18 protein-coding genes are annotated in these 16327 nt (G+C 73.3%); all 18 read left to right on the forward strand.

Annotation, left to right across the window (positions count from 1 at the left end; translation table 11 throughout):
- Positions 1-25: 25 nt before the first annotated feature.
- The 18 genes from ACYVOF_RS00730 (at position 26) to ACYVOF_RS00815 (ending at position 16324) form a co-directional block, all read left to right on the forward strand.
- Complete coding sequence (locus ACYVOF_RS00730) at positions 26-427, forward strand: hypothetical protein (protein ID WP_460863356.1); 402 nt, start codon at positions 26-28, stop codon at positions 425-427.
- Positions 357-1910, forward strand: a complete 1554-nt coding sequence (locus ACYVOF_RS00735) for a hypothetical protein (protein ID WP_460863357.1) — start codon at positions 357-359, stop codon at positions 1908-1910. The genes ACYVOF_RS00730 and ACYVOF_RS00735 overlap by 71 nt, the downstream gene beginning before the upstream one ends.
- Before the next feature lie 25 nt (positions 1911-1935).
- Positions 1936-3222, forward strand: coding sequence for a phage portal protein family protein (locus ACYVOF_RS00740; RefSeq protein WP_460863359.1), 1287 nt, complete (start codon positions 1936-1938; stop codon positions 3220-3222).
- A gap of 20 nt (positions 3223-3242) precedes the next feature.
- Positions 3243-4604 carry a head maturation protease, ClpP-related gene (locus tag ACYVOF_RS00745; RefSeq protein WP_460863360.1) on the forward strand — a complete coding sequence of 454 codons (1362 nt, stop codon included), beginning with the start codon at positions 3243-3245 and terminating at the stop codon, positions 4602-4604.
- A gap of 2 nt (positions 4605-4606) precedes the next feature.
- A complete protein-coding gene (locus ACYVOF_RS00750; protein WP_460863364.1) occupies positions 4607-5047 on the forward strand; it encodes a hypothetical protein in 441 nt (146 codons plus the stop codon).
- Positions 5048-5077: 30 nt separating this feature from the next.
- A complete protein-coding gene (locus tag ACYVOF_RS00755; protein WP_460863366.1) occupies positions 5078-6010 on the forward strand; it encodes a phage major capsid protein in 933 nt (310 codons plus the stop codon).
- On the forward strand, positions 6010-6441 hold the full coding sequence (locus ACYVOF_RS00760) for a hypothetical protein (RefSeq protein WP_460863368.1): 432 nt from the start codon (positions 6010-6012) through the stop codon (positions 6439-6441). Before ACYVOF_RS00755 ends, ACYVOF_RS00760 begins: the two co-directional genes overlap by 1 nt.
- A gap of 4 nt (positions 6442-6445) precedes the next feature.
- Entirely contained in the window at positions 6446-6796 is a 351-nt protein-coding gene (locus ACYVOF_RS00765; protein ID WP_460863370.1) for a hypothetical protein, read from the forward strand.
- The gene (locus ACYVOF_RS00770; RefSeq protein WP_460863371.1) at positions 6784-7107 is read left to right on the forward strand and encodes a hypothetical protein; all 324 of its coding nucleotides are present in this window, start codon (positions 6784-6786) and stop codon (positions 7105-7107) included. Before ACYVOF_RS00765 ends, ACYVOF_RS00770 begins: the two co-directional genes overlap by 13 nt.
- Positions 7108-7110: 3 nt before the next feature.
- Complete coding sequence (locus ACYVOF_RS00775; RefSeq protein WP_460863372.1) at positions 7111-7446, forward strand: hypothetical protein; 336 nt, start codon at positions 7111-7113, stop codon at positions 7444-7446.
- On the forward strand, positions 7446-7850 hold the full coding sequence (locus ACYVOF_RS00780) for a phage tail termination protein (protein ID WP_460863374.1): 405 nt from the start codon (positions 7446-7448) through the stop codon (positions 7848-7850). The genes ACYVOF_RS00775 and ACYVOF_RS00780 overlap by 1 nt, the downstream gene beginning before the upstream one ends.
- A 32-nt stretch (positions 7851-7882) precedes the next feature.
- Entirely contained in the window at positions 7883-8557 is a 675-nt protein-coding gene (locus ACYVOF_RS00785) for a hypothetical protein (RefSeq protein ID WP_460863375.1), read from the forward strand.
- Between the two features lie 65 nt (positions 8558-8622).
- Positions 8623-8802, forward strand: coding sequence for a hypothetical protein (locus ACYVOF_RS00790; protein ID WP_460863376.1), 180 nt, complete (start codon positions 8623-8625; stop codon positions 8800-8802).
- Entirely contained in the window at positions 8802-9140 is a 339-nt protein-coding gene (locus tag ACYVOF_RS00795) for a hypothetical protein (RefSeq protein ID WP_460863378.1), read from the forward strand. The genes ACYVOF_RS00790 and ACYVOF_RS00795 overlap by 1 nt, the downstream gene beginning before the upstream one ends.
- A gap of 68 nt (positions 9141-9208) precedes the next feature.
- Positions 9209-9979 carry a hypothetical protein gene (locus ACYVOF_RS00800; protein WP_460863380.1) on the forward strand — a complete coding sequence of 257 codons (771 nt, stop codon included), beginning with the start codon at positions 9209-9211 and terminating at the stop codon, positions 9977-9979.
- Between the two features lie 17 nt (positions 9980-9996).
- Entirely contained in the window at positions 9997-14154 is a 4158-nt protein-coding gene (locus tag ACYVOF_RS00805) for a transglycosylase SLT domain-containing protein (RefSeq protein ID WP_460863382.1), read from the forward strand.
- Positions 14151-15005 (forward strand): hypothetical protein, encoded by an 855-nt coding sequence (locus ACYVOF_RS00810; RefSeq protein ID WP_460863384.1) that lies wholly within the window; start codon positions 14151-14153, stop codon positions 15003-15005. The genes ACYVOF_RS00805 and ACYVOF_RS00810 overlap by 4 nt, the downstream gene beginning before the upstream one ends.
- Positions 15002-16324, forward strand: coding sequence for a Gp37-like protein (locus ACYVOF_RS00815; RefSeq protein WP_460863385.1), 1323 nt, complete (start codon positions 15002-15004; stop codon positions 16322-16324). Before ACYVOF_RS00810 ends, ACYVOF_RS00815 begins: the two co-directional genes overlap by 4 nt.
- The last annotated feature ends 3 nt before the right edge of the window (positions 16325-16327 follow it).

The following is a 16327-nucleotide window of genomic DNA, read 5'->3' on the forward strand; positions in this document are numbered from 1 at the left end:
GCCCAGCGCGGCCGCCAGGAGGCCCGTGAGCACCACCCGACCTGCCGGGCTGCGCGCCCGGGGCCGCGCGCTGTGGGCCGAGCTGGTGGGCGACGACGACGTGAGCGTCGCCCGGGCCGTGCTCGCCGGCGAGGCCGCGCGCCAGGCCGACCGGCTCGACGACCTCGACGCCGTCGTCGGGCACCGCGGCCGCGGCAACCGCACCGGCACCATGACCGCCCCCCAGGCCATGGCCGAGTCCCGCCTCTGCTCCGCGCAGCTCGCTCGCCTGCTCGACCAGCTGCTCGTGACGCCGGCCGCCACACCCGCTCCCGAGCCGGCGCCCGAGGAGACGCCGACCCAGGAGGTCCCGCAGGTTGACGACATCGCCGCTGCCCGTGCCGCCCGGCGTGGTGCCGCCGCGGATCGCGCAGTACGCCCCGGCTAGCAGTCACGCCTCGGGCGACGACGCGATCGCGCTGGCCGCGTCGGCCGGCCTGCACCTCGACCCGTGGCAGCAGTACGCGCTGCGGTGCTCGCTCGGCGAGCGGCCGGACGGCCGGTGGTCCGCGTTCCGGGTGGGGCTGATCGTCGGCCGGCGCAACGGGAAGACGGCGGTGCTCTGCGCCCGCGAGCTCGCCGGGCTGTACCTGTTCGGCGAGCAGCGCATCCAGCACTCGGCCCACCGGTTCGACACCGCGCAGGACGCGTTCAACTTCACGACCGGTCTGATCGTCAACACGCCGTCGCTGGCCCGGAAGCTCAAGGCCAGCCGCAACAACGGCATCGACATCAGCAAGGGCGTCGAGGGCATCACGCTCGCCACGGGCCAGCAGCTGCGGTTCCGCTCCCGCTCCACCCAGGGCGGGCGTGGTCTCGACGGCGACCTGGTCGTGCTCGACGAGGCGGCCTACCTGCAGGACGGGATGATGAACGCTCTCGTCTCGACGATGGCGACAAGCCCGAACGCCCAGCTCTGGTACGTCTCCACCCCGGTCGACCGGACGGTCCACCCGGACGGCTTGGTGCTGGCGAAGGTGCGGCGCAGCGCGCTGGCCGGCAAGGGCGACCGACAGACGTACCTCGAGTGGTCGGTGCCGGAGCCGGAGTCGGGCAGGCCCGAGGACGTCGACGTTGACGACGAGTCGCTCTGGCCGCTGGCCAACCCGTCGCTCGGTGGGCGCATCTCGTGGGAGTTCGTCCGCGACGAGCGGGACACCCTGTCGCGGCGCGGCTTCGCGGTCGAGCGCCTGGGCGTCGGCGACTGGCCGCGCGAGGAGGAGGCCGAGCACCTGGTGGCTCCCGCGACCTGGGCCGCGCTGCAGGACACGGCGGCGCTGGCCACCGACCCGGTGTGCTTCGCGATCGACGTCACCCCGGACCGCCGGCGCGCCGCGATCTCGATGGCCTGCCGCACCCCGGACGGCCGGGTCCTGCTCGAGGTGATCGAGGACCGGCCCGGCACGAGCTGGGTCGTCTCGCGCATGGTCGAGCTGGTCCGCCGTTGGGAGCCCGTGGCCGTCGTGCTCGACCGCCGCTCGCACGCCGCGACGCTGCTCGACGACCTCATCGCCGCCGGCCTCGAGCCGCTGACCACCGACACCGGCGACGTCGTGATCGCGACCGGCGGGTTCCTCGACGACGTCGACGAGGGGCGCCTGGCGCACCGCGAGCCGAAGCCCGGCACGACCGCGGTGCTCACCGACGCCGTGGCCGCGGCCACCACGCGCGACCTGATGGGCGGGGTGGCGCTGGACCGCCGTGGCTCCGGCGACATCCACGTCCTCGTGGCCGCGGTGCTCGCCCGCTGGGGCCTGCTGCGGATGACCCGCTCGCCCGACGACAAGCCCGGCCCACCGCCCGAGTCGCTGACCACCGCCCAGGTGCCGACCCGGCGCACCGAGACCGACCTGGCCACGGCCGGGTTCTGACCAGACGAGAGGGGAGCACCGCACGATGACCTCAGCGCTGCCGGCCCCTCCGTCCGCCGAGATCGGCTGGGCCAACCCCGGCCTGGGCTACTGGGCCAGCCCGCTGGCCACGGAGACGCCCGAGCTGCGGTGGCCGAACAGCGTGACCGTCTACGACCGGATGCGTCGCCAGGACGCACAGATCACGTCGGTGCTGCGGGCCGTGTCGCTGCCGGTGCGTCGTACGTCCTGGCGCCTGCGCGCCGGGGATGCTCGCCCCGAGGTGGTCGACCTGGTGGCCGGCGACCTCGGCCTGCCCGTCGAGGGCGCCGACCAGCGCCTGCCGCTGCGCCGCCGGGACCGCTTCTCCTGGTCGTCGCACGTCAGCAACGCGCTGCTGTGCCTGTCCTTCGGGCACATGATGTTCGAGCAGGTGGCCCGGTTCAGCGAGGCCGACCGGCTGTGGCACCTGCGCAAGCTCGCCCCCCGCCACCCCCGCACGATCGCGAAGATGGACGTCGCCCGCGACGGCGGGCTGGTCTCGATCACCCAGCACGCGGCCCCGGTCCGGCCCGGGGACCACGTTGGCCAGGACCCCATCCCGGTCGACCGGCTGGTGGCCTACGTGCTCGACCAGGAGGCGGGCGACTGGCTGGGGTCGTCGCTGCTGCGACCGGCCTACAAGCACTGGCTGATCAAGGACCGCCTGATCCGCATCCAGGCGCAGACGCTGGACCGCAACGGAATGGGCATCCCCGTCTACACCGACCAGCCGGGCGCGGGTCCGGACGACCGCGAGGCCGGCAAGCGGATCGCGACCACGGTGCGCGCCGGGGACAACGCCGGCGCCGCGCTGCCGAACGGGGCGAGCCTGCGGCTGCTCGGCATCGAGGGTCAGCTGCCCGACGCCGACAAGGCGATCCGGTACCACGACGAGTCGATCGGGCGGGCGGTGCTCGCCCACTTCCTGAACCTCGGGGACAAGACCGGCAGCTACGCGCTGGGCACCACGTTCGCCGACTTCTTCGTGATGAGCCTGCAGACCCTGGCCACACAGATCGCGGACGTCGCCCAGGCGCACGTCATCGAGGACCTCGTCGACTGGAACTACGGCCCCGACGAGCCGGCCCCGCAGATCGTGTTCGACGAGATCGGCAGCCGACGCGACGCCACGGCCGAGGCCATCCGCGCACTGCTCGACTCCGGCGCCGTCACCGCCGACCCGGCGATGGAGGCGTTCCTGCGCCAGACGCACGGACTCCCGCCGCGCACCGGCCCCGACCCGCAGCAGACCGAGCAGCCCGCCCCGGCCGACCAGCCCGGCGCGGCGTGACCACCGACGAGAGGGGCCCCGTGAGGCCGATCAAGAGCCCGCCCGGAGTGGCGCGCCCCGTGGCCAACCTGGTCGCCGGCGACCCCCGGCGGGAGTGGTTCCACCTCGGCGACGTCCGCGACGAGGTGGTGGGCGAGCAAGGCCCGACCCAGAACACCCGCACCTCGGCCGACGTCTACGTCTACGACGTGATCGGCGGGTTCATGGGCGTCGACGCCGACGCCTTCGTCCGCGACGTCGCCGGCCTCGAGGTCGACCACATCGACCTGCACCTGAACTCCCCCGGCGGCAGCGCGTTCGAGGGCGTCGCCATCGCCAACGTGCTGCGTCAGCACCGGGCCGACATCACGGTGTGGGTCGACGGGATCGCAGCCTCCGCGGCCAGCGTCATCGCCATGGCCGGCGACGAGGTCGTGATGAGCGTCGGCGCGCAGCTGATGATCCACGAGGCGTGGGCGTTCAGCGAGGGCGACGCCGCCGAGATGCGCAAGGCCGCCGAGATGCTCGACAGCATGAGCGACTCGATCGCGTCCACGTACGCAGCCCGCGCCGGCGGGACCGCTGCCGACTGGCGGGCCGTCATGCAGACCGAGGCCTGGTACACCGCCGACGAGGCCGTCGCCGCGGGCCTCGCCGACCGGGTCGCGTCGAGCTCGGACAACGGCTCGGCGCAGGGACAGCAGGTGGTCCCCGGCGGCGGCGGCTTCGGGTTCTGGGACCTCTGGGACTCCCTCGGCGACCCCGCCCGCCACGAGCAGACCGTCGCCGCGCTGTTCGCCCACGCGGGCCGCGCGGCCGCACCCGCCCCGGTCGCTGCCGGCCGGAGCACCACCAAGACCCCCGCCGCGGCATCCGCCGCCGGCGGGCCACCGGCCGCCGCGGCGGCAGAAGGGAGCGCCGCCGTGGAGTTCACGCCGGAGCAGATCACCACGATCACGGAGGCCCTGGGCATCCCCTCGGACTCCGACGCCCAGACCATCACCGACGCGATCGTCGAGGCCCTCAACGAGCAGGCCAGCAACGAGGGCGAGACCGGGGCCAGTGCCGCGGCGCTGCCCGAGAACGCGGTCGCCATCGACGCCGACGTCCTCGCCGAGCTGCGCACCAAGGCCGAGGCCGGGGTCACCGCGCTGGCCCGCCAGGACAAGGCCGGCCGCGAGGCGCTGGTCCACGCCGCCGTCCGCGACGGGCGCATCCGCCCGGCGAGCACCGACGCCTGGCTGAACAAGCTCGCGAAGGACCCGGGTGCGGCCGACGACCTCGCGTCGCTCACGCCGGGCCTGGTGCCCACCAACGAGATCGGCCACGCCGGCACCGAGCCGGCCGAGCCCACCGCGGACGACGTCCGCGCCTCCGACGCCTACAAGAACTGGAAGGTCTGATCATGGCTGGCATCCCCCAGGTCACGAAGACCGGGCCCCGCTCCTACACCCCGACCGAGCCGATCGCCGGCGGGCAGCTCGTCGAGGCGCGCACCGGCGGTCGTGTCGGCGTCGCCGCCGCCGGCTCGCTCAAGGTGCTCGGCGTCGCCGTCACCGACGGGGTCTCCCCCGACGCGGCCTTCGGTCAGCCCACCGTCGTCGGCGGGTTCCCGACCGTCACCGCGGTGGCGGCGCCCCACACCGTGGGCGTCGCCTACGGCGGCATCGAGGTGCCCGTCACCTACTCCGCCACCGCGGCGTTCGGTGACGCGCTCGTGTCCACCGGCGCCGGGAAGGTCGGTCCGGCCGGCACCACCCCGGACGCGCGCACGATCGTCGGCCGCTGCGCCGAGCCCGCGGGCGTCACGGCCGCGAACACCGTCGCCCTCATGCGCACGGTCTGACCACCCACCCCTGAGAGAGGAACCAAGCGCATGACCACCCCCCTCGTCAGCGTGGGCGACGGCCCCCGCACCACGGTCGCCGACCTCGTCGGCAACCCCCTGATGATCCCCACCAGGGTCTACGAGCTCCTGGTGAACACCTTCCTGTCGGAGGCGATCCTCCGCGACGCCGGCGCGAACCCGAACGGCCTCGTCCAGTTCCACGAGTCCACGCCGCTCTACCTCACCCGCGAGGTCGAGAACGTCGCCGAGTTCTCCGAGATCCCGGTCGGGGCCGGCCAGCTCGGCCTGCCCCGGATCGTCATGGCCACCAAGCGCGGCCTCGGCGTGCGGGTCTCGAAGGAGATGATCGACGAGAACGCGATCGGCGCGGTGAACACCCAGATCACCCAGCTGACCAACACGTTCCGCCGGGCCGACGAGCGCGTCCTGCAGACCCTCCTGCTGGACCCGGCCATCCCGACCATCGCCGCGTCCGCGGCATGGGACACCGCCTCCGGCAACCCGCGCCACGACATCGCCAACGCGATGGAGGAGGTCGGCTCGGCCACCCCCGCCACGGCCACCAGCGAGGACGACGTCTTCGGCTTCATGGCCGACACGCTGGTCTCGCCCAGCTCCCTGGCCCCGGTGCTGATCGACAACGACAACTTCCTGTCGGTCTACAAGGACACCCTCGCCGCGGAGTCGCTGGCCTACACGGGCACCATGCCGCGCGACGTCATGGGCCTGGCCTCGCTGACCTCGCGGTACTGGCCGCAGGACCGCGTGCTCGTCGTCGAGCGCGGCACCGTCGGCTTCTACAGCGACACCCGCGGCCTGACCGCCACCGGGCTCTACCCGGAGGGCAACGGGCCCAACGGTGGCCCGACCGAGTCGTGGCGGTCCGACGTCACCCGCAAGCGCACCCAGGGCCTCGACCAGCCCAAGGCCGCCTGCTGGATCACGGGGGTGCGGTCCTGATGGCAGGCACCACGCGCTACGAGCTCGTCGCCCAGCGGTGGGACGAGATCATCTCCAAGCACGGCGAGCCGCTGAACTTCGTGCGCCACGTCCGGGGCGACCTGGTCGACCTGACCGAGGTCGAGGCGAAGCGGCTGCTCAAGGCCGGCGCCGTCGTCGAGCCGGGCTCGCGGGAGCGCGCCGCGGCCGAGGCCGCCCGGGCGCAGTACGAGGCCGCGCTCGCCGCGCTGCCCGACGCGGTGCGCGAGCAGCTCACCGCCGACGGCGCGGCGTCCGACGGCGACGACCCGGCCGGTGGTGGCGCCGACGGACGCCCCGGGGTGAACGAGGCCAAGGCCGCGTGGGTGGCCTACGCCGAGTCGCAGGGCGTGCCGACCGAGGAGGCCGAGGCGCTGACCAAGGCCGATCTCGTCGAGCGGTTCAAGGCCTGACCCGGTGGCCGACCTCATCACCGCCACGGACCTGAGCAGCTGGCTCCGCGTGACCGTCGACCCGGCGGCCGCGGTGCTCGTGATCAGGCACGCGCAGGGTGAGCTGAGGTCGGCCACCGGCTGGGTCGGCGAGTGGCCCGACCCGACCCCCGACAACCTGGCCGGCTGGTGCCTCGAGCTGGCCGCGATGTCCTACTCGAACCCGCAGGGGCTCGACGAGGACTCGACCGAGGCCGACACCATGCGACCGTCGTGGGCGCGGCGCGCCGAGATCCTCGCCCTGGCGGCACGCACCTACGGCCAGGCGGGCCGACCGCTGGGCTCGTTCCCCCCGGCCCCGGCGTGGCCCTGCTGATGTCAGGCAGCCTCACCGCCCAGGTCGTCACCCGCACCCGCGGCCTGCACGGCACCTACACCGAGACGCCCGGGGGGACGTTCCGGCGGTGCTCGCTGCAGCCGGTGTCGTCGAAGGAGCAGCTCGACGGCGGGGAGATCACCACGTCGCGGTGGAACTTCACCGCCCCGCCCGACTTCCCCACCGCCAGCGCGAACCTGGTGCTGGTGGCTGGCCTGCGCCTGCACGCCGAGGGGGACCTGCAGCTGGTCATCGACCGCACCGGACGCCCGCGCCGCGTCATCGGTGTCCTGACGAAGTGGGAGGGCTGACCGATGCCCCGAGGTCGCAACTCCGTCTACATGTCCCCGGCGGACAAGAAGCGCATCGCGGAGTCGTCCGCGGTGCAGCGCGAGCTGCACCGCCGCGCCGTCGTCGGGGCCCGCGCCTTCCGGGGTGCGGCCGTCCGCCGCAGCGGCGACTTCGCCTCGCACGTTCGGGTCGGCCAGCGCCGCACCCCCCGCGGCGTGTTGGGCTACGAGATCGTGGCCTTCCCCGGCCGCCCGGGCGAGCGCCGGCCGAACGCGCCTGTGCCCATCGAGTTCGGAACCCGCAAGCAGCGCGGGGCGCACATCATGCGCTTCGCCCGCGCCGCGGTGAAGCGCGGCTGATGGCCGTCACGCCGGCCCCGCCGTGGCCCGACGTCGAGATGGTGCTCATCACCTACCTCGGCGAGCAGACCGGCCAGTTCGTCGACACCGAGCACGCCGAGGGCACCGGCATCGTCGTGGCCCGCGTCGGCGGCGAGGACGACCGGATCACCGACTACCCCCGGGTGCAGCTCGACTTCTACGGCCCGGACCGCGACACCGTGCACCGGCTCAGCGAGCAGGTGCGCCAGCTGATGCTCGTGCTGCCCGGCCAGGTGGTGGAGCTGCCCGACGGCGGCCGCGCCGTCATCGACTCCTGCGTCACCGACGTGCCGCCCGAGGCCCTGCCCTACGACAACCCCGACCGGCGGCGAGCGGCCGCCTTCTACCAGCTCGGCCTGCGCCGCCCCCGCGGCTCGCGCTGACGACGACCCCACCCCCCGGAGAGGAACACACCATGCCCAGTCGCATCGCCGAGCTCGAGGTCTTCAAGCAGCAGCGCGACCTCGTGCTGAAGCCGCTCGACTGCTCGGTCTTCGCCGCCCCGATGACCGTCACCCCGCCCACCCAGATCACCGAGGGCGCGGGCGCCACGCTGTCCGAGCTGCCGACCGGCTTCTACGACGCCGGCCTGCTCGACAAGGACGACGCCGTCGCCTGGGCCCGGGCGATGGAGACCAGCGACCTCAACGCCGTCGGCTACCGCGACCCGGTGCGCAGCGACATCACCAGCGACGTCTTCAACCTGACGTTCAAGGGGATGGAGACGAACAAGGTCAACATCGAGAACTACCTCAACGTCGACCTCGGCGGGGTCACCCCGACCGCGCAGACCGGGGAGATCGCGTTCGACCAGCCCGCGTCGGCGCGCCTGCGCCAGCAGCGCTACCTGTGCATCGGCCAGGACGGCATCGGCGCGGACACCATCTACGTCGCCCGGCTCATCTACTGCGGCCAGACCTCCGACCCGCAGGACCAGTCCCTCGGCGGCTCGGACGGCTACCTGAACTGGGGCTACACCGTGAACAGCCGGGTCGACACCACGGCCAAGGTCTCGGTGCGCCACTTCTTCGGCGGCCCGGGCTGGAAGGCCCTGCTCGAGGAGGCCGGCTTCCCCGCCCTCTCGGCCTGATCGTCCCCCACCCCTGACCCGTGAGACCGATCCGCGCGCGAGCGCGGGAGAGTAGGAGCCCGGCCATGGCCGAGAAGTTCAAGCCCCGCACGCTGGTGTCGCCGAAGGGCGTCGAGTACGAGCCCACCTCCGCCCACGAGGAGAACGAGCTCCTGGTCGGCGGCGGCTACCGCGTGAAGGACCAGTCGAAGAAGTCGACCGGCGGTTCGTCCGCGTCCACCGGCGGCACGGGGGCCGGCGCCTGATGGGCGACGTCCGCCGCTTCGGCACCCAGCGCGCCACCGAGATCGAGCCGCTGGTCTTCACCATCGGCCCGGCCGGTGAGGAGTCCCCGGAGGTCACCGTCTACCAGCCCGACTCGGGCGTGATGATGGCTATCGCCCGCACGGGCACCGACATCGAGCGGGCCCTGTCGCTGCTGCTCGGCAGCGACTACGCGGTGATCAAGCCCTACCTGGACCCGCTGCCGCCCGAGGCGCCCAGCGAGATCCTCGAGGCGATCGGCACCCACTTCCACCTCGAGCGCTTCATGAACTCCGAGGGCAACCGGGCCGAGCGCCGCCGCGCGAAGGGTCGCGGCTGACCGATCCCGACGACGGCCCCGTCCCCTTCTTCGAGCTGCTGCTCGAGGAGGCGGCGGGGCCGTTCGTCGTGGAGCTGGGCGAGCACCGGGTCGTCGTCGAGGTGCCGGCCAGCGACGACGTCTGCGGCCTCGACGACGACGACTCCCCGCAGGCCGTGCTCGACCTGCTCACCGGCGACGCCTACGACGACCTGCTCGACCTGCTCGACGAGATGCCCGCCGCGGCGATGACCGACCTGGCCGACGAGGTCGCCCGCCACTTCGCCGTGCTGCACCGCCCACCCGCCGGGATCACCGCGGTGGTGGACGACCTGAACCGCTACGGCCCCGGCCTCGAGTTCGACCTCGCCGAGCGCGGGCTCGACCTACACGACTGGGTGCGGGACCCCGCCCGCCACCCGTGGGCGAAGCTGCTGCGCCTGGCCGACCGGCTGCCCCCGGGCAGCCACTACGCCGCAGCCCGCGCGCTCGACGTCGACCTGGCCACCGAGATCGCCCTGGCCCGCCGGGAGAAGCGGCTGCCGCCGCCGTCGAAGGCACCGGCGCTGGAGGGCTGGACCGCCGAGGTGTCGCTGCTGCAGCAGGTGGTCGACGTGCTCCGCGGCGTCGAGCACGCCGTGTGGGGCGCCAGCCCCAAGTTCAAGGGCAAGGGTGGCACCCCGCCCAAGCCCGGCCTGCGGCCCCGTACCGCGGCCGACACCGTCCGCACCGCCGAGCAGCTGGCCCAGCACGACACCCTCGCCGGCCAGCTCCTCGGCGACCGCTACCGCCCCCCGTCCGGCCCGCGCCTCCCCAGCGTCGAGGCCGTGCGGGGCGCGGTGCTGCTCGACCCCACCTGAGACGAAGGAGGTAGACCGTGGCCGGCGCCAGCTCCGGGTCCGTCTTCCTCAACGTCCTGCCGGCGATGGCCGGCTTCTACGCCCAGGTGAAGGCGAAGACGCAGGGCAACCCGCCGATCCAGCAGCGGATGAAGCTGGTCGTCGACCAGGCCGAGGTCGACAAGGCGAAGCGCCAGCTGCAGCAGGCCGAGGACAAGCTGAACCGCAGCCGAGCCGCGTCGATCAAGGCGTCGGACCGCGTGTCCGATGCGCGCCGCAGAGAGGCCGACGCCGCGGGCAGGGTGACCGTGGCCGAGGCCGCCCTGGCCCAGCTGCGCTCGCGGGCGAACGTCGACGCCGCCCGGATGGCCGCCGCCGAGGAGCGGGTCGCGAAGGCCAAGCGCGACAGCGCGGCCGCGTCGCTGAAGGTGGCCGCCGCCGACCGGGCCCGGGCCCAGGCCGAGAACGACGTGCGGTCGAAGCGCCGCAGCGTCCGCACCGCCGAGCAGCGCGTCAGCACCGCCGAGCAGGGCTCGCTGCAGGTCGACACCACCCAGGCCGACGCGAAGGTCGACACCTGGCTGCGCCGGCTCGCCGCGAAGCACGCCGGCGTGGACGTCGATGCCGACACCTCGACGGCGTCGCTGGCGCTCAAGGCGCTCACCCGGGACCGCACCATCGACGTGCAGATCGACCTGCACCAGGACAAGGTCGCCGCCGGGCTGAAGATGCTGGGCACCCTGTCCGGGGCCGCCTTCGGCGCGCTCGGTGCGCAGGCCGCGGTCGGCGGCCTGGTCGCCGTGGTGGCCGCCGCGTCCGAGGCGGCGGGCGCGCTGCTGCTGCTGCCCGCCGCGGGGGCCGCCGGGGCGCTCGCCCTCGGCGGGCTCAAGATCGGGCTGTCCGGGGTCAGCGACGTCTTCGCAAACTGGTCCGACCCGGAGAAGTACGCCGAGGCCGTGGGCAAGCTCAGCCCCAACGCGCAGGAGGCCATCGGCGCGATCCGCGCCCTGGACCCTCAGATCCAGGCGCTCAAGGCCTCGGTGCAGGACGAGCTGTTCGACTCGATGGGGCCGAAGCTCGGCGAGGTCGGCAGCATCTACCTGCCGATCCTGGGCAACGGGTTCGCCGGCGTGGCGCGGGAGGCGGGCAACGCCGTCTACTCCGTGCTCGACCTGCTCACCACCAGCGGGCGCATCGCCGACATCACGACGATCACCGACGGCAGCGTCGGCGCGTTCGCCAACCTGCAGAACGTCCTGGCCCCGCTCGTGGGCGCGTTCATCGACATCGCGGCCGTCGGGTCGGACTTCCTGCCCGGCCTGACCGCCGGCGCGGGCGGTGCGGCCCAGGGCTTCGCCGACATGGTCGCCAAGGCCCGCGAGTCCGGCCGGCTGAACGAGATCATCCAGCAGGGCATCGACATGCTCCGCACCCTCGGTCAGATCCTGGGCAACGTCGGGTCGATCATCGGCTCGGTCTTCTCCGCCGGGCAGGAGGTCGGCGGCGGGTTCCTCAACACCATCGCCGCGGTGACCGGCGAGGTCGCCGCCTTCTTCAAGTCGGCCGACGGACAGTCCGCGCTGAGCTCGGCCTTCGCTGGCATCGGCGAGGCGGTCCGCGCGATCGTGCCGCTGATCGGCCAGTTCGCCGGCATCTTCCTCGGCCAGGTCGTGCCCGTCCTGACCCAGCTCGCGACCTCCCTGGCGCCGGCCGCGTCGGCGATCCTGTCGACCCTCGGCCTCGTCTTCGCCCAGCTCACCCCGGTCATCCAGTCACTCGCCCCGGTGATCTCGGTCGTCGGCCAGGTGCTCGCCGACGTGCTGCTGATCGCGGTGCAGGCGCTCGCGCCGGTGCTGGTCTCGCTGATGCCGCTGCTCACCCAGGTGGCCGCCGAGCTCGGTGGCGCGCTCGCGCAGGCCGTGGTGGCGCTGGCCCCGGCCATCGGCCCGCTCGTCGAGGCCGGGCTCGGCCTGATCCAGGCTCTGCTGCCGCTGGTCCCCCTCGTCGCCCAGGTCGCGGCCGTGCTCGCCCAGGGCCTCGCCACCGCGATCATCGCGCTGCTGCCCGCGGTGTCGCAGATCGTGGCCGCGCTCGCGGCGGCGCTGATGCCGCTGCTGCCGCCGCTGGTAACGGTCTTCCAGCAGCTCGCCCCCATCATCGGCCAGGTCGGCATGATCATCGCGGGTGCTGTGATCACCGCGATCAACGCCCTGGCGCCGCTGCTGCCGCCCCTGATCGGCGCGGTGCTGCAGCTGCTCGCGGCGTTCCTGCCGCTGCTGCCGGTGATCGCTCAGCTGGCCGCGGACATGATCCCGCCGCTGATGCAGGTGCTCGTGGCCCTGGTCCCGCTCATCACCAACGTGATCAACATGATCACGCCGTGGATCTCGCTCATGATCACGGCCCTGATCCCGGCCATCCAGCAGGCCGGCAGCATCGTGCAGCAGGTCTTCCAGTTCATCGCTGACTGGATCTCCGCCCGGGTGGCCGACGTGCAGGGCATCTTCAACGGGCTGATGGGCGCGGTCGACGCCGTCGGTCGCGCCTTCCAGAGCGCGATCGACTGGATCCGCGAGCAGTGGGGGAAGCTCGTCGCGATCACGCACGACCCCGTCGCCTTCGTCGTGAACACCGTCTACAACGACGGCATCCGCGCCGCGTGGAACAAGGTGGCCGGCTGGCTCGGCGTGCCCGAGCTGGATCGCATCGAGGGCTGGGCGGTCGGTGGTCCGGTCTTCGGCCCGGGCAGCGGAACGTCGGACAGCATCCTCGCGCGGCTGTCGAACAACGAGCACGTCGTCACCGACCAGGAGGTGCGCGGCGCCGGCGGCCACGCGGCCGTCGAGGCGCAGCGCGCCGCGTGGCGCCGCGGCGAGGGCCAGCTCTCGCCCCAGTACGCCACCGGCGGGCCCGTGCTGGTGCAGGTGATCCCGGCCTTCGCCGGCGGCGGAGAGGTCACCTGGCCGGCGATGTGGGACATCGCCCAGCAGATGGCGCCCGGCGTCGTGAAGACGTCGGACTACCGCCCTGGCGGGCCCTACCACGGCACCGGCCAGGCCATCGACCTGTCCTTCAACGGCGACCCGCCGGCGCAGCTCAACGCCCTGTCGAACGCGATCGCCGCGTCGTACCCGAACAGCACGGAGCTGATCAACCTGGGCGGCAGCAACATCAAGAACGGCCAGGACGTGGGCGACGGCTTCGGCACCTACGGCGCCTCGACGATGGCCGAGCACGGCAACCACGTGCACTGGGCCAACGACCAGAGCTCGAACTTCTCCGGGCTCTTCCACGAGATCGGCTCGGTCGGCCGCTCGGTCAAGGCCGCGCTGCGCTCCCTGGTGGCCTCGGCGTTCGACGGGATCATCGACCCGATCGGCAACGCCATCCCGACCTTCGGCGACTCCCCGATCGGCCGGCTGCCCCGGGACGCCTTCACGAAGATGAAGGACAGCGTCCGCGGCTGGCTCCTGGGCAAGGCCGACGAGAAGGACGCGAGCGGGCCCGGCATGGGCCCGGGCGACGACGTCGAGCGGTGGCGCCCCATGGCCATCGCCGCGCTGGCGCGCAACGGCTTCCCCACCACGGACGCCGTCGTCAACGCCATGCTCGGCCAGATCCACGACGAGTCCGGCGGCAACCCCGGCATCGCCCAGCAGATCGTCGACGTCAACGGGACGGGCGACTCCGCGGGTGTCGGGCTGCTGCAGATCATCCCCACGACGTGGGCCGCGAACCGCGACCCGTCGCTGCCTGACGACCGCCGCGACCCGTGGGCCAACATGAACGGGGCGCTGCGCTACTTCTCGGGCCGCTACGGCAACACCGAGGCCGACGTGCTCGCGCACTGGGGCATCGGCAAGGGCGGCTACGACCAGGGCGGCGTGGCCTTCGGCAAGGGCCTGATGATGAAGCAGGTCATCCAGCCCGAGCGGGTCCTTTCCCCGCAGCAGACCGTGGGCTACGAGCGGGGCCTGCCCATCCTCGACCGGGCGCTGCCCACCCTCGAGCGGGTCGCGGCCCTCACCGCGGCCCCGTCGCCGCAGCCGTCCGACCGGGAGCTCGTCGGCGCCGGCGCGGTCACCGCGATCGGCCAGCAGTTCAACGGGCCGACGTACCACTACGACCCGCACGAGAACGCCCGCCGCACCTCGGACGCGATCGACGACGGCCTGCGCGCTGCGGGGCTCGGGTGAGCCGCGTGGACGCCGGGGTCTACGGCGTGTGGCTCGAGGGCCACGACGGGCAGGTCTGGGACCTGCTCAACGGCACCGAGGGGCTGTGGCTGAAGGACGGCGCACCCGGCCTGCGCATGCCGGACTTCTCCGTGCTCGGCGAGGACCTGGCCGACGGGTCCGGCTCGACGTGGGACGGCATCGCGTTCTCCGCGTTCGACGTCGAGCACACCCTGGTGGTCGGCGACCCGAACCACGTCCGTGAGCGCCGGGTCGGCCGGGACTGGCAGATCCTCGACCGCGACGTGGCCAACTCGATCGGCAACCCGAAGCTGCCCGTGCGGTACCTGGTGGTGTCCTCGTCCGGCGGCTGGCGCTGGCTGTGGTGCCACCTCGCGGCCGGCCGCAAGCCGCTCGGTGAGCGCGAGCCCCAGGACCGCGGCCAGCAGCAGTACCGCATCGTGCACAGCGCGGCGTCCCCGTTCTACGAGGGCTTCCAGGTCGCCGTGCCCGTGCCGGTGCCCACCGCGGTCGGGGCCACCAGCAGCGTCGTGGTGCGCAACTCCGGCCCGCTCGAGGCCGACCTGTCGTGGGACCTGGTCGGCCCGTGCGCCGTGTCGGTCGGGGTGGGCGACCAGCTCGCCCGCCTGCCGCAGCTGGCCGTCGGCCAGACCGCGACGTGGGACACCGCCGACCACACGATGCTCGACGGCACCGGGGCGAGCCTGCGCTCCCGGATTCAGCGCGACGCACCGCGGCCGCGGCTGCCCGGGCGCTCGGACTCGACCCTCGTGGTGCGGCGCGACGCGGCCGGCGGCGGCGGGTCGGTCACCGCGCGCTGGCGGCCCCGCTTCTACGAGCCGTCCGCGTGAGCGCCCCCACCCCCCGGGGGCGGGCCCCCCAGCCCAAGCCGGTCGTGACCGTGTTCGACCACGACTACAACGAGGTCGGCACGCTCACCCGGGTCCTCGACGGCAAGGCGGTCCGGCGGAAGAACGACACCGGCACCGGGCAGCTGACGACCACGCTCGACACCCCGGCCGCGCGCCGGCTGCTCGAGCACGACGGCGACGTCGTCCCGCTGCGCATCCAGTCCGGAGGGTTCGACTACTGGGCCCAGGTCACCGACAGCACCCAGAGCGGCTCCGAGTCCGCACCCCGACTGCAGGTGTCCTTCGAGGACGACTACTCCCACCTGCGCACCCGGCTCGGGTGGCCCAACGCGGCGCTCGAGTGGTTCGACATCGACCTGCCCTTCGGGGTGCAGATCCCGCCGTACGACGTCGTGGCGCTGCCCGCGCGCAACGCCGTCGCCCACTTCGTCGACGCGAACTTCGCCGAGACCCCGTTCCGCCGCGCCGTGCCGCTGGTGATGCTGCGCCCGCCGGGGGTGCTGCAGGACCACAGCCCGCTCGTCGTCATCGCCTCCCGCATGACCCCGCTGGCCGAGCTGTGGAAGCAGGCCCTGGCCGACACCGGCGTCGTCGTCGACGTGACGATGTGGACCCCGGGCATGCCCCAGCCCCGCGGGGTGACGCTGACCGACCCGACGATCGTGGTCGACACCCGGATCGGCCGCGACGTGTCCGACGTCGTCGAGTGGCGCCACGACCGCGGCGAGCTGATCGACCCGCAGGTGGTCCGCGCGTCGCAGCGGGCCGGCACCGTCGTCACCGGGGGCAAGAGCGCGAAGGCGCTCAACGACCTCTTCGACACCCCGATCGACCTGGGCGACCTGGGCACCGTCACCTTCGGCGTCCTCAAGAACCTCATCGGCAGCTTCAACCGCTTCACCGACGAGGAAGCCGTCGCCGCGCACGGCGACTTCCTCAAGTCCGAGATCCTGGCCCCGGGCGGCGCCACGGCGTGGACCACCGACGCGGTGCAGGCCCTCGCCCAGGCATACCAGGACGTGAAGGCGAAGCGGCGCGCCACGTTCGGCGTGGTCTCCGGCCTGGCCGACCGCACCTACGGCAAGGACTTCGTCGAGGGCGACACCGTCGCCGCGGTGATGTGGGGGCAGCGGTTCACCGAGACCGTCGACGCCACGACGCTCGAGTGGGGCCCGAAGGGCGCACGGCTGAGCCACGACATCGGCAGCGACCGGGTCGACGAGAACCAGATCGCCAAGCTGATCCGCCGGCTCAAGGAGGTCGGCCAGGTCGTGTCGAACCTCAACGTCAGCAACTGATCC

The organism is Rhodococcus aerolatus (genome assembly GCF_054783215.1).

Bases quoted from the DNA above. Each gene is read 5' to 3' on its own strand.
- ACYVOF_RS00740 (WP_460863359.1), top strand. From the start codon at position 1,936: ATGACCTCAGCGCTGCCGGCCCCTCCGTCCGCCGAGATCGGCTGGGCC.
- ACYVOF_RS00750 (WP_460863364.1), top strand. From the start codon at position 4,607: ATGGCTGGCATCCCCCAGGTCACGAAGACCGGGCCCCGCTCCTACACC.
- ACYVOF_RS00755 (WP_460863366.1), top strand. From the start codon at position 5,078: ATGACCACCCCCCTCGTCAGCGTGGGCGACGGCCCCCGCACCACGGTC.
- ACYVOF_RS00760 (WP_460863368.1), top strand. From the start codon at position 6,010: ATGGCAGGCACCACGCGCTACGAGCTCGTCGCCCAGCGGTGGGACGAG.
- ACYVOF_RS00775 (WP_460863372.1), top strand. From the start codon at position 7,111: ATGCCCCGAGGTCGCAACTCCGTCTACATGTCCCCGGCGGACAAGAAG.
- ACYVOF_RS00780 (WP_460863374.1), top strand. From the start codon at position 7,446: ATGGCCGTCACGCCGGCCCCGCCGTGGCCCGACGTCGAGATGGTGCTC.
- ACYVOF_RS00785 (WP_460863375.1), top strand. From the start codon at position 7,883: ATGCCCAGTCGCATCGCCGAGCTCGAGGTCTTCAAGCAGCAGCGCGAC.
- ACYVOF_RS00790 (WP_460863376.1), top strand. From the start codon at position 8,623: ATGGCCGAGAAGTTCAAGCCCCGCACGCTGGTGTCGCCGAAGGGCGTC.
- ACYVOF_RS00795 (WP_460863378.1), top strand. From the start codon at position 8,802: ATGGGCGACGTCCGCCGCTTCGGCACCCAGCGCGCCACCGAGATCGAG.